Source organism: Acetobacter sp. DsW_54 (assembly GCF_002153575.1).
GTDB classification, from domain to species: Bacteria; Pseudomonadota; Alphaproteobacteria; order Acetobacterales; family Acetobacteraceae; genus Acetobacter; species Acetobacter fabarum.
Window position 1 is genome coordinate 1 of sequence record NZ_JOPD01000020.1, and the last position, 13,147, is coordinate 13,147.

Sequence of the window (13,147 nt, forward strand, 5' to 3'; positions counted from 1 at the left end):
GAGGCCGGGCTCTCCGCACCCCACATCGTCGCTACCGCCCTTAACGCACTGGGTGTTAACCTCACGGAAGAACGGACGGCCTGAAGGCATGGCCCGGCGTCGCGCTGATCAGATTCTAGTCGATCGTGGGTTGGTCGAGAGTCGCACAAAAGCTCAGGCCCTGATTATGGCAGGGCTGGTTTTTAGCGGCTCCAAGCGCGTCGCCAAAGCGGGAGACCAGTTGGCGGAAGATGCCCCTCTGGAACTCAAGGGGCAGGAGCATCCATGGGTTTCACGCGGGGGATGCAAGCTGGCGCATGCTCTGGAGCATTTCGGTCTTTCCCCGGCCGGGCGCCAGTGTCTGGACGTTGGTGCTTCTACCGGTGGCTTTACGGATGTACTGCTGACCCATGGTGCTGAGCATGTTTATGCTGTGGATGTCGGGCATGGACAACTGGCATGGAAGCTGCGGTCCGATCCGCGGGTGAGCGTGCTGGAAAAGTGCAATGCCCGTTACTTGGATACCACGCTTATTCCGGTCGCGCCGGAAGTCATTGTGTGTGATGCCAGCTTTATTGGCTTGCGCACTGTCCTGCCCGCAGCCCTTGGTCTGGCGGCGGATAATGCTTGGGCCGTAGCGTTGATTAAACCCCAGTTTGAAGCCGGGCGTGAGCAGATTGGCGCAAAAGGCGTTGTGCGCGATCCTCTGGTGCATGAAAGCGTGTGCGCCACCATTCAGGAATGGTGGTCCTCCTTGCCGGGGTGGGAGGTGCTGGGTATTGAGCTCAGTCCCATTACCGGGCCGGAAGGTAATAAGGAATTCCTGATAGCTGCACAGCGAAAAGGCATAAACTGCAGCGGCTGTGTGTAAACCTTAAATTAAATTTTCAGGTTGCTTCCCGATTTTTGCATGGCAGATGGTCAATTTTTTTGCCACAATTCTCTGAGAGAAAGCAAAAATCAGTTCACCATTGTAAGGGAAGCAACACAGAATCATGCGCAAGATAGCGACACTGTTTGGCGCCGCCTTCCTTTTGGCTTCCAGCTCATATGTCTGGGCCGCTCCGGCTTATCATCCATCTGCGGCATCATACCCGGCGACGGAAACCGGGAGTGTTCTGTTGCGCGGTTATGAACAGGATGGGTTGCTGCTGCAGGATGATATGCAGGCTGGTGTGCTGACGATCAAAGCGGACCCGGCAACCCTGCATGTGGAGGGTAATGCTGGCACGGCTGATCTGTATCGCCAGACGGTCAAGGATGTGCTTTCTGCCGCGGCTACGTACGCTTACCTCTATTTTGGGCAAAATCCGGAAGCAACCAAGCTGTCGGTTGTTGCTGATATACAGGAAGAATCACCCGCGCCGGCTGCCATGAACGTTGGTGACGACAAGCCTGCACCGCCTGCGTTGACCATTGAGATTACCCGTCCGTCCTTCCCCATTTCGGCTGATACAAAGCCTGATGCGTATTCCGCGCAAACCATTGGCATGATCTTGGATAATGTGGATACGTCCAAAATGACAATGGCCTCGTGGCTCCAGAATGCCCTTAAAGGCCAGAACCAGCCTGCCGCCCAGTAAGGGGCGGAAAAGCACCATATTCTGAGCAGATGACGGTTGGTGAAAGAGGCTGGTATCTGTCAGCCTCTTTTTTTGTTATGAACCCTTCTCTCCTCATTTTATGAAACAGTGCATACCCTCATGTCGTCTCCCGTTCCTTCTGCCTCAATTCCTGCTGATGCCGCTGCTGTTACCGCACTGAATGCCGAGGAGCGTACGCGCATTCTGGCTAAGGCTGCCCTGTTCAGCCCTCCTTCTGCGGTTACGGCAGATGGGCGGCGGGACATTGTTGGCCTGTCACGCGAGGAACTGACCGAAATTCTGGTCGAAATTGGTGAAAAACCATTCCGGACCAAGCAGTTGTGGCACTGGATTTATCATCAGGGTGTTACGGATTTTTCGCTCATGAGCAGCATTGCCAAGCCGCTCCAGCAAAAACTGGCTGAAAAATTCATTATCGCACGCCCTGAGCCAACAACCGTGCAGACTTCGCAGGATGAGACCCGGAAGTTTCTTTTCCGCTTCCGTGACGGGCAGGAGGCGGAAACCGTTTATATTCCTGACCGGCGTGAAGACCGTGGTGCTGTGTGCATCTCGTCTCAGGTTGGGTGCACATTGTCATGCACCTTCTGCCATACCGGCACCCAAAAGCTGGTGCGCAACCTTGGCGCGGCCGAAATTGTGGGCCAGTTCATGGCTGCGCGGGATTCCTATGGTGAATGGCCAAGCCCCAAGGGGGACACCCCTCGCCTGCTCTCAACCATAGTGCTGATGGGGATGGGCGAGCCTCTGTATAACTACGAAAACATTGCCAAAGCCATGCGCATTATCATGGACGGCGAAGGGATTGGCCTTTCCCGCAGGCGTATTACACTTTCCACATCCGGTGTGGTGCCGCTTATGGACCGCTGCGGGGATGAACTGGGAATCAACCTTGCGGTCTCCCTGCATGCCGTGCGGAACGATCTGCGTGATGAAATTGTTCCTCTCAACCGCAAATACCCGATTGAAGAGGTTCTGGCCGCGTGCCGTCGTTACCCGGCTGCGAGCAATGCGCGCCGCATCACCTTTGAATACATTATGCTGCGCGGTGTAAACGATAGCGAAGCCGATGCTCGAGAACTGGTCCGGCTGATTTCTGATATCCCTGCCAAGGTGAACCTGATCCCATTTAACCCCTGGCCGGGCAGCGACTACCGCCCCTCCACGCGCGAACAGCAGAACAGGTTTGCACAAATTGTGATGGATGCAGGCTTTGCTTCCCCCATTCGCACGCCGCGTGGTCGCGATATTCTGGCTGCTTGTGGGCAGTTGAAAACGGCGAGCGAGAGAGCAAGAAACACGCCATCTGCATAAAAACATACTTTTTTCCGGCCAGAACGCGGCTTCATCAGGAAAGCGCTCTGGCTCCGGGGCTTTCTCGGTGATAGGAGAAAGGCAAACCTGTTATTCAGAGTGATCAGGAGATTGGTGCATGGGCGCGACTTCCGCCAAAAAAGACGTTAAAAAGGTTGTTCTGGCTTACTCGGGCGGGCTTGATACGTCCGTTATCCTGAGATGGCTGCAAAAGACCTATGGCTGCGAAGTCGTGACCTTTACGGCCGATCTTGGGCAGGGCGAGGAGCTGGAACCCGCCCGCAAAAAAGCCGAGATGTTCGGGGTTAAGGAAATTTTTGTGGAAGACCTGCGCGAGACATTCGTGAAGGATTTTGTCTTCCCGATGTTCCGTGCCAACACCCTGTACGAAGGCCAGTACCTGCTGGGCACATCTATTGCCCGCCCCCTTATTGCGCAGCGCCAGATTGAAATTGCTGAAGCTGTTGGCGCAGATGCCGTTGCCCACGGGGCTACGGGCAAGGGTAATGATCAGGTCCGGTTTGAACTGGCTTATTACGCCCTTAAACCCGACATTACGGTTATTGCCCCCTGGCGTGAATGGGACCTGACCTCCCGTACCCGCCTTCTGTCCTTTGCTGAAGAAAACCAGATCCCCATCGCCAAGGACAAGCGCGGCGAAGCCCCGTTCTCGGTTGATGCCAATCTGCTGCATTCTTCCTCCGAAGGTAAAATGCTGGAAGATCCGGCTGTTGCACCTGAGGAAATTGTTTTCCAGCGGACCATTGCACCAGAAGCAGCACCTGACCGTGCGACAGAAATTACCATCGACTTTGTAAGCGGTGACCCGGTAGCCATTAATGGTGAGGCTCTTTCCCCCGCAACGTTGCTGGCCCGTTTGAATGAACTGGGCAAAGCCAACGGTATCGGTCGGCTTGATCTGGTGGAAAACCGCTTTGTGGGCATGAAGTCCCGCGGTGTGTACGAAACGCCGGGCGGCACAATTCTGCTCACAGCACATCGGAGCATTGAGTCCATCACTCTGGACCGTGAAGCCATGCATCTTAAAGATAGCCTGATGCCGCGCTATGCTTCCATTCTGTATAACGGCCTATGGTTCTCCCCTGAACGTCGTATGCTGCAGGCTCTGATTGATGCCTCCCAGCATTCCGTAACCGGGCGGGTGCGGCTGAAGCTGTATAAGGGCAATGTGATTTGTGTGGGTCGTGAAAGCCCCAACAGCCTGTATGATACCCGCGTTGTGACATTTGAGGACGATGAAGGCGCCTATAATCAGGAAGACGCTCAGGGCTTTATCAAGCTGAACGCGCTGCGCCTGAGATTGGGAGCACAGATCGGCCGTAAAGGTGGCGCGCTCTAAGCGCCACTTTTTCTGAATTTTGTAAGGGAGCACATCAGTACCATGTCCCGTCGATTTTCTCTTGTTCCAAGCATACTTGCGGCCAGCCTGGCCTTTTCGCTCACCGCCTGCGGTGGCCATAAGGCGGAAGAAGCAGAACTGACGCCAGCGCAGCAGATGGCAAAGCTGCGCTCGCAACCGGGCGTTACGGTGCTAAAAGATGGCTTGGCTTATAAAGTGCTGGAATCTGGCCCCAAGGATGGTGAGCAGCCCCGTAAAGGGGATGTGATGATGCTGATTTACGAAGGCCGTCTGCCCGATGGCTCCATCTTTGACGGCTCCGACCAGCATGGCAATGGTGCCTATATGCAGATGCCGCTGGACGGTCTGGTGCAAGGCTGGATGGAAGCCCTGCCGCTGATGCATGTGGGGGATACCTGGATGCTGTATGTGCCGCCGGAGTTGGGTTATGGGCACCGGTCCATGGGGGTTATTCCCTCGGATAGCCCTCTGGTTTTCCGCATCCAGTTGCTTGGGGTCGAGCATACGCACAACACGCCATAATATTTGGTGTACATTGTGCCGTGCTTAGGGCGTTTCCTTCCTCTTGTGGTGTATTCTGCTGAAAGGGACCGCTTTTGAGGGGCAAGGTGGAGCGGGTTTTTTACAGCAGGAAAGCCCCCTCCCCTCCCGGCTATGATTGTCCATGGGGTGTTAGTTACAAAAATGCTGCAATACTATGGGTTTTGATCAGGCGGCTATATCACTTTACACAAAGCAAAAACGCATAAACCATTTTGTGGACTAATCTACTTTTGTCGCCTTGTTTCTGTATTTTGTAAAAAAATGCAGCGTGCCGAATGGTTTTTCTTTTTCCTTACAGACAGTAGCGATAACTCCGTATGCAACGTATTTTTTCTGGCATTCAGCCCTCGGGTGTTCCTCAGCTTGGCAACTATCTGGGAGCAATTCGGAACTGGGTTAACCTGCAGGCTGATCATGAATGTGTATTCTGCCTTGTGGATATGCATGCCATTACGGTTTGGCAGGAGCCCGCCAAACTGCGCGAACATACGCTTACGCAGGCAGCCATTCTGCTGGCATCCGGTATTGATGCCCAGCGTCATATTCTGTTCAATCAGTCCGCTGTTTCGGCGCATGCGCGTCTGGCGTGGATTTTTAACTGTGTCGCCCGGCTTGGCTGGCTGAACCGTATGACGCAGTTCAAGGATAAAGCAGGTAAAGACAGGGAAAACCATTCCGCCGGTCTTTATGTTTATCCTAACCTGATGGCTGCCGACATTCTGGCTTACAAGGCAACCCGGGTACCCGTGGGTGAGGACCAGAAGCAGCATCTGGAACTGACCAATGATATTGCCCAGAAGTTTAACCATGATTATGGCGTCGAATTTTTCCCACAGGTAGAAGCGCTTATCCCGCCAGAGGCGGCGCGTGTCATGAGCCTGCGCGATGGGACAAAAAAGATGTCCAAATCGGACCCTTCAGCCCAGAGCCGGATTGAGCTGACCGATGATGCAGACACCATTGCGTTAAAAATCAGGCGTGCCAAAACGGATACTGGCGTACTGCCAGAAGACCCTTCTGGTCTGGCAGACCGTCCGGAAGCCAGAAACCTAGTTTCCATTTACGCGGCTTTGTCTGGCAAGACCGTGCAGCAGGTTCTGGATTTGCATCAGGGGCAAGGGTTTGGTCCGTTCAAAGCAGCTTTAACAGAGGTGGTTGTCAACGAGATTGCCCCGATTGCGCTAAAAACCAGCCAGCTTTTACAAGACGAAACGCATCTGGTGCAAATGCTGCATAACGGTGCACAGCGTGCACAGGCTATTGCTGAACCAATTGTTGCTGAAGCAGAAAAACTGGTCGGGTTTGTAAAGCCGCTCTGACTATTCTCCTCTGCAATAGGCCTGTGCAGCCATATTGCAGAGAGCTGTCTTGTGCATGTCTGTGATCACGTGGTGATCTGGCGCATTAGGGTTTGTGTCGGTTTTAATTAAAGCTGGGTTGGATGATCATGCCAGAGCATTCTTTTTCTGAACCATCCGCTTTGTCAGATGCTCAAGTTATGGATGCTGTGGCACTTCAACGTGCCAATCGTATGCACGAAGCCGTTGCCGCGTATAAAGTGGCGCTAGAACAGGACCCGGACAATGCTTACGCCCTGAGCAATTATGGTGGCCTGCTGTGTGCGTTGGGGGAGTTTCAAACAGCCAAGCCCCTTCTTGCCCGTGCCGTGCGTATTAAACCGGATATGCCTGATGCGTGGTCAAACTTTGGGAATGTCCTGTTTGAATTGCAAGATTATAGCGGTGCCATTGAAGCTTATAAACAGTGTCTGACACTGCAACCTCAGCATGCACTCGCGCTCAGTAATCTGGGCGTGGCGCTGGATTGCCAAGGGCGGCATGAACTTGCCTTGAACTTTCATAACGCAGCTATTCAGATAGAGCCAGAAAACGGACAAAACCGGACCAATCACGCGCTCTCCCTTCTGGCGCACGGAGATTATCAGAAAGGTTTTAAGGCGTATGAATGGCGGTGGAACAGCAACATCATAGGCAAGCATAACCTGCAAGGCCCGGTGTGGAATGGAGAGTCTTTTGTTGGCAAGACTCTGCTTATCCACACGGAAGGTGGGTTTGGAGATATGCTGCATTTTGTACGCTTTGTTCCGTATGCAGCCCAACGGGGCGGAAGCATTATTGTCAAAGTCCGCAAGGAGTTATTGACCCTTCTGCAGCGCTCATTCCCCGAACAATTGTTTATTACTGTCGATGAGGTAGCCCCTCCCCACGATCTGGAATGTTCAGTTGGGAGTTTGCCATATCTGCTGGGCACAACGCTGGATACAATTCCGCTGGCCAGTGGTTATCTTACTCCTGACCCAGCCAGGCTTGCTGACTGGAAGGCTCGTCTGGATAAAGACCTGTTCTTTATGTCCGCGTCACCCACACTAAAAATTGGTCTGGTATGGGCAGGCTCACCCCACCGGGAGGTTCGTTACGTGGAGTTTGTGGATCAGCGTAGGTCCATAAACCTGCAAAGCATGGCCCCCTTGGCACAGGTGCCCAATATTCTGTTTTACAGTTTGCAGGTTGGAGAAAAAAGCATTCAGGCCAAAGCCCCGCCTGCGGGCATGAAATTGGTTAACCATGCCAATCTTCTGCATAATTTTGATGATACAGCAGCGCTGATTGCTAATCTGGATATGGTGATCTCTGTTGATACATCCGTTGTGCATCTGGCAGCAGGTTTGGGAAAACCAGTATGGATGCTCTCACGTTTTGACCAGTGCTGGCGTTGGCTTTCCGGCCGAACAGATTCGCCGTGGTACAGTAATCTGCGTATCTACCAGCAGCCACAACCATTTGACTGGGCTACTCCCATTAATAAAATAGTTTCCGATTTAATGAAATTGGAAGAAAAAACTTACAATTTAAAGTAGTTGTTTTTTATTTATTTGAATTATAAAAAATACGCCGCAGCCTCTCTTATTTTGATGGAAGGAGGCACGGCTGCGTTATCTTTTGCTCCTATGTTTTTTGGCGATGTCAAAAAAAAATCAATTTGACTTTCAAAAATTCATTCGCACGTTAATCAATAAAAACATGGACATTTACTTATAGTATAATTCATTATAATTGTCATATTGAATGATTATTGAAAATAATATTCTTTATTTGCATATGTATTTATAAAAAATATCTTGAACCGATAGTGTGCTGCCGTTATAAATTACTGCAACAGCACGCAACTGTGCTTTTGTCCCCGTGATGCGCGATCTCGTTTTCGTGCCCGTATCTTCATAGCCCGTTGAATTATATTCCGGGCCAGCATCACGCATGCCTGCTTCCCTTGCTCCTTAGGGTGTAGCTCAACCTTAGCAGGCTGCAAAAATTATATAAGGAGAGAGCGTCTTGCCAGAGACAAGCCCTCAGTCATCCATGCAATCGCGTGGTCTTGCCGCCTTTTTGGGCATACCTAAACCACTCTTTTTTGGTTTTGTCGGTCTGCTTCTGTTTATGGTCGGCGATGGCGTGGAAGCCGGATACCTTGACACGTACATGCTCCACCATGGGCACAGTCAGGGTGATGTGAACCTTATGTTCACAACGTATGGTGTTACCGTCATGCTTTCTGCATGGTTGGCAGGGCCATTATCCGATCTGTTTGGGCCACGGCGTACCATGTGGGCAGGCCTGCTGCTCTGGGCATTGCTGGAAGTGGGTTTTCTGTCTTGGGGGCTAGGGCCGGATAACCTGTCCATGACCCTGCTGTTCTATACGCTGCGTGGGTTTGCCTATCCGCTGTTTGCGTATGGGTTTCTGGTCTGGATTGCGGCTGCTACTCCTGCGCGGATGCTGGGTTCTGCTGCGGGCTGGTTCTGGTTTTCCTTTTCTGCGGGCCTGCCAACTCTTGGCTCACAGTTTGCGCGCTACACCATTCCTTACATAGGGGAGCTGGCGACTTTCTGGTGCTCTTTGGGGCTGGTGATTATTGGTGGTCTGATAGCCCTGCTGCTGGTTAATGAGCCCATTGGCTCCAAACCGCTGGTTGCTGCTAATGCCGATAAAAAGCAGGTTTTCTTCGGGTCTGTCAGCATCATGTGGCGTGAGCCCAAAACGCTGGTTTCCGGCATTATCCGGACCATTAACACATCATCCGAATATGCCTTTCTGGCTATTATGCCCGCTTTTTTTGTGGATCAGCTTCACTTCTCCCAGTCGCAGTGGCTGGACCTGCTTTCGCTGATCTTCCTTGGCAACATTCTGTTCAACCTTGCCGCCGGGATGTTGGCTGACAAGCTTGGCCACCGGTTTGTTATTGCCATTGGCGGGTGCGTTGGTTGCTGTGTGACCATTCCTCTCTTTTACTATGTGCCATTGTGGTACCCCGGTAACTTCACTCTGGCGGCAATCGCGGGCTTTGTTTATGGGGGCACCGTTGCTGCATTTGTGCCCATGTCCGGCCTGATGCCCCTGATCTGCCCAAAGGAAAAAGCTGCGGCCCTGTCCATTCTGGGGTTGGGCGCTGGTGCTAGCACCTGGGTTGGGCCGGCGGTTGTCAGCGTTTGTGAAGCCTGGTTCGGGATGGGGCTGGAAGGCGTGATCTGGAGCTTTTCTGGTCTTTATCTTTTGGCCGGGGTGCTGACCCTATGCCTGCGTATTTCGCCCGAAGCGCACCGGCATACTGAAATGCTGGAAAAAAAGAAAAAACAATCCAGATCGGCCGATTTCCACGGTGCCCAGCAAACAGCCTGATCGCAGGTTAAAAAAGCATCGAACACAAAAAGAAAGGGAGGCTCTACACCTCCCTTTCCCACTTCCGCCAAGAAGTTTTGTCTTTCAACAAGGCCGAAGTTGCTCCCCAGCACGATCACACCGCAATGATATGCATCAAGCTTTGGTGATTTAGGTAGCCAAGCCGTTTGACCTACTGTTACGAGCAGATTTTAAGCCCCAGCAAGGCCATTCCCGACCATTTTGCTCGGGTCCACAGTCTGATCAAAAACTGTTTCACTTACGCCTGAAGCCAAGGCTGCTTCTTTAAGTGTCTCGTTCCGCGCCATAGCCCGGTGAGCAATGGCAGATGCTTTGTCGTACCCGATAACGGGGCTGAGTGCTGTAACCAGCATCACCGAGACTTCCACGTAATGTTTGATGTTGCGTTCGTTCAGGGTTGTTCCTTCAACGGAAAAGACTCTGAAGTTTTTGCAGCCATCAGCCAGAATGCGGATCGCATGCAACACATTTGCGGCAATGACCGGGCGCATGACATTTAACTCAAAATTGCCTTGAGCGCCCGCAAACGCAACCGTAGCGTCATTCCCCAACACCTGCGTTGCAATCATGATCAGGGCTTCACATTGTGTGGGATTAACCTTGCCGGGCATGATGGAAGACCCGGGTTCATTTTCCGGCAGGTTAAGTTCTGCCAGCCCACACCGCGGACCGGAACCGAGCCACCGCATATCATTGGCAATTTTCATTAACGCTACGGCAAGGCCACGCAGCCCGGCCGATGCGCGCACCATGGCGTCCAGACCGCCCAGAGCGGAAAATTTATTGGGGGCTGTTACAAAGGGCTTGTCGGTCAAAACCGCAATATGTTCGGCAATTGCCTTGCCAAAGCCCTTGGGGGCGTTCAGGCCCGTACCAACAGCCGTGCCACCGGCCGCCAGTTCAGCCAGATCCGCTCGGGCTGCACGGAGCGTATTCAGCGTGGTTCCAAGTTGCTGTGCCCAGCCAGACCATTCCTGCCCTACCGTTAGGGGCACGGCATCCTGCAAGTGGGTTCTACCCATTTTGACTACGGCGTTCCACATATCGGCTTTGGCCCGGATACTGGCAATAAGCGCCTCTACCTGCGGGACAAGGGTATTTTCTATTTCAAGCAATGTGACAACATGCATGACTGTGGGGAATGAATCATTGCTCGACTGCCCCATATTCACATCATCATTGGGATGCACGGGCGTTTTGGAGCCAATCTGCCCACCTAGGAGTTGAATGGCTCTGTTGGCAATAACTTCATTCACATTCATGTTTGTCTGAGTGCCCGAGCCTGTCTGCCAGACAAAAAGCGGGAACTCGGCATCTAGCAGGCCAGAGCTTACCTCATCCGCTGCCTGAATAATTGCGGCGGCCTTCCAGTTGGGGAGCCGGTTATCTGCCAGATTGACCTGTGCTGCAGCTTTTTTAACAATGCCATAAGCGCGGCAAAGCTCTATGGGCATCCGGTCCTGCCCAATGGAAAAATGCACCAGACTGCGCTGTGTCTGCGCCCCCCAGTAATGGTTGGCAGGCACATCAATTGTGCCCATGGAATCAGTTTCCTGTCGCGTGCCGGTCGCGTCTATGCCAATGCTTACGTCCCGTAGCGTGTAAGTTTCTGTCATCTTCTGCCGCTCCCACTGTAACGTTCCAGACAAACAGCCCCTTTGGGGTGATATGTTTTCATTGTTTTTTGAAGCGTGATGCCAGCCATATGCCACGCGACACTGCGGGGACAGGCCGAAAGTCCACCCCCTATATGTGGTGGAGAGAGCGCATTGCTCTGGCTTCGATTGGCATGAAGGGGCATTTGATACATGCCACCCCAACGGCCTGCAAATCAGGCGGTTCCACTGTATAACGCGAATGTGGGAACTCTTGGGAAAAGGTTATCTATGCGTTTGGAGGGCTAACGCGAACAGAGGAAACATTCCGTAAAAAACGGTTCTCTCTGCCCGCCAGTAGTCTGATGTGTATGCATTAAACCGCACACACAGGCTTTGCTTAAGCGGGCGTTACGTGGGCAATGTTGCCAGAGCCGCCAGAACACCCTGAGTGCGTATAATTTTACGCAGTTCAATGACCTTCTGATCCAAGGCAGAACTCTCCAAATCCCTCCATGCATCGAACGCAGGCAGCTTCAAACCAGCGGCATAATCATCAGAATGCACAAGGGCTTCCTGCTCCGCCGTGTAGGCTGGTTCAGACGTTGTATAAGTCTGCCCCTGCGCATTGATGCCTCGCAGCATTTCCAGATACGCGGCAATGCCAAAAGCAATGCGGGAGCAGTCTTTGTGGCCAAGGAGCAGATCGCGGACTGTCTGTGTCCAGAAAACCTGAATTTTTGCACAGCCATCACTGGCAATACGCAAGGTCTGATCGGCCATGGCGGGGTTGGAAAAACGGCTTAGGACACTTTGCATATAATGCTGCAAGCTCACACCGGGCGGCGCTTTGAGAGTTGGAATAACATCCCGGGTTAAAAAGTTTTCCACGTTCTGCTTGAGTGCGGCGTCTTTTACCGCCTGATCCACATGCGCATAACCCAACAGAATTGCTGGGAAACTGAGCATGATATGAGAGGCATTGAGCATGCGGATTTTAACGTGCTCATAATCCGTAACATCGGTTACAAACTGCACGCCGGCTTTGGCCAGGTCTGGCCGTCCATTGGCAAAGTTATCTTCCAGCACCCATTGGTGGAAGTCCTCCGCCACCACAGGTAGATCATCTTCCAGCCCGCTGGCAGTATTTAGGGCTTTGGCAATATCTGCTGTAACGGTTGGGGTAATGCGGTCCACCATGGCATTGGGGAACGTGGCATTCCGCGCAATCCAGTCGGCCAGTTCCGGGTCGCGCGCCTGAGCAAAACCAAGAAAAGCCTTTCGGGCAACATCGCCATTATGCCGCAGATTGTCGCAGGACATGATGGTAAACGCTTTTGTTCCCGCAGCGCGCCGGCGGCGCAGACCTTCCACAACATACCCAAAAACGGTTTGTGGGTTTTCGGGGTTTTGCAGGTCGCTTTGCACGTCCGGATTGCTCAGGTCGAACATGCCGGTGGTTTCGTTAATATTATAACCACCTTCAGTTATGGTCATGGACACGATGCGGATATCGGGATTGCTTAAATGCTCCAGCACTTTTTGTGGGTTTTGAGGGGCAAGCAGGTAATCCCGCAATGCGGCAATGATCCGCACGGAACGATCCCCCCTTGGAGCGCATTCAGTCAGGGAATACAGGCAATCCTGCGCATGGAACAATGCGGCTTTTTTGCTGGAATGGTCGCCTTTTGTCAGGCCAACGCCGATAATGCCCCAGTCTGGTTCTGTCTTGAGGATTTTATCAATATAAAATGCTTCATGCGCCCTGAAAAAATTACCAACACCAAAATGAACAATACCTGCCTTAATATCCAGCGGGTTATAGTCTGGTAAATGCACAGGAGACTTCACATTGCCAAGACATTCAAGAGTGAGCATGCGTTCCTCCAAAATATTTACAATCAGAACGGCAACTGTAATTGGTCTGATCCCAAATTTCAACACGGACATTAAGTTATTATAATATTCTCATTACTCATTGTGTAATTTTTAATATTTATTTTCATTATGCTCCCC

General features: G+C 52.3%; 11 protein-coding genes. 8 read left to right on the top strand and 3 right to left on the bottom strand.

Features of this window, described 5'->3' with window-relative positions:
• Positions 1–88: 88 nt before the first annotated feature.
• From HK20_RS09055 to HK20_RS09085, 7 genes are all read left to right on the top strand, one after another.
• A complete protein-coding gene (locus HK20_RS09055) occupies positions 89–850 on the top strand; it encodes a TlyA family RNA methyltransferase (protein WP_086646752.1) in 762 nt (253 codons plus the stop codon).
• A 124-nt stretch (positions 851–974) separates the two neighbouring features.
• Positions 975–1,562 (top strand): hypothetical protein, encoded by a 588-nt coding sequence (locus HK20_RS09060; protein ID WP_086646753.1) that lies wholly within the window; start codon positions 975–977, stop codon positions 1,560–1,562.
• Between the two features lie 120 nt (positions 1,563–1,682).
• Entirely contained in the window at positions 1,683–2,897 is a 1,215-nt protein-coding gene (gene rlmN / locus HK20_RS09065) for a 23S rRNA (adenine(2503)-C(2))-methyltransferase RlmN (protein ID WP_086646754.1), read from the top strand.
• A 118-nt stretch (positions 2,898–3,015) separates the two neighbouring features.
• Positions 3,016–4,257, top strand: a complete 1,242-nt coding sequence (locus tag HK20_RS09070; protein WP_086646755.1) for an argininosuccinate synthase — start codon at positions 3,016–3,018, stop codon at positions 4,255–4,257.
• A 42-nt stretch (positions 4,258–4,299) separates the two neighbouring features.
• On the top strand, positions 4,300–4,800 hold the full coding sequence (locus HK20_RS09075) for an FKBP-type peptidyl-prolyl cis-trans isomerase (protein WP_086646756.1): 501 nt from the start codon (positions 4,300–4,302) through the stop codon (positions 4,798–4,800).
• A 338-nt stretch (positions 4,801–5,138) separates the two neighbouring features.
• On the top strand, positions 5,139–6,140 hold the full coding sequence (gene trpS, locus HK20_RS09080; RefSeq protein ID WP_086646757.1) for a tryptophan--tRNA ligase: 1,002 nt from the start codon (positions 5,139–5,141) through the stop codon (positions 6,138–6,140).
• 128 nt (positions 6,141–6,268) lie between these two features.
• On the top strand, positions 6,269–7,699 hold the full coding sequence (locus tag HK20_RS09085) for a tetratricopeptide repeat protein (RefSeq protein WP_233129152.1): 1,431 nt from the start codon (positions 6,269–6,271) through the stop codon (positions 7,697–7,699).
• Between the two features lie 231 nt (positions 7,700–7,930).
• Here the strand turns inward: HK20_RS09085 and HK20_RS12975 are convergent, their stop codons facing one another.
• Positions 7,931–8,098, bottom strand: coding sequence for a hypothetical protein (locus HK20_RS12975; RefSeq protein WP_158093049.1), 168 nt, complete (start codon positions 8,096–8,098; stop codon positions 7,931–7,933).
• 100 nt (positions 8,099–8,198) lie between these two features.
• Here HK20_RS12975 and HK20_RS09090 point away from each other — a divergent pair, with 100 nt between their 5' ends.
• The gene (locus HK20_RS09090) at positions 8,199–9,515 is read left to right on the top strand and encodes an MFS transporter (RefSeq protein ID WP_198943915.1); all 1,317 of its coding nucleotides are present in this window, start codon (positions 8,199–8,201) and stop codon (positions 9,513–9,515) included.
• A gap of 191 nt (positions 9,516–9,706) precedes the next feature.
• Here HK20_RS09090 and fumC read toward each other — a convergent pair whose 3' ends face one another.
• Positions 9,707–11,152, bottom strand: coding sequence for a class II fumarate hydratase (gene fumC, locus HK20_RS09095; protein ID WP_086646760.1), 1,446 nt, complete (start codon positions 11,150–11,152; stop codon positions 9,707–9,709).
• A gap of 390 nt (positions 11,153–11,542) precedes the next feature.
• Entirely contained in the window at positions 11,543–13,009 is a 1,467-nt protein-coding gene (locus tag HK20_RS09100; protein ID WP_086646857.1) for a mannitol dehydrogenase family protein, read from the bottom strand.
• Between the last annotated feature and the right edge of the window lie 138 nt (positions 13,010–13,147).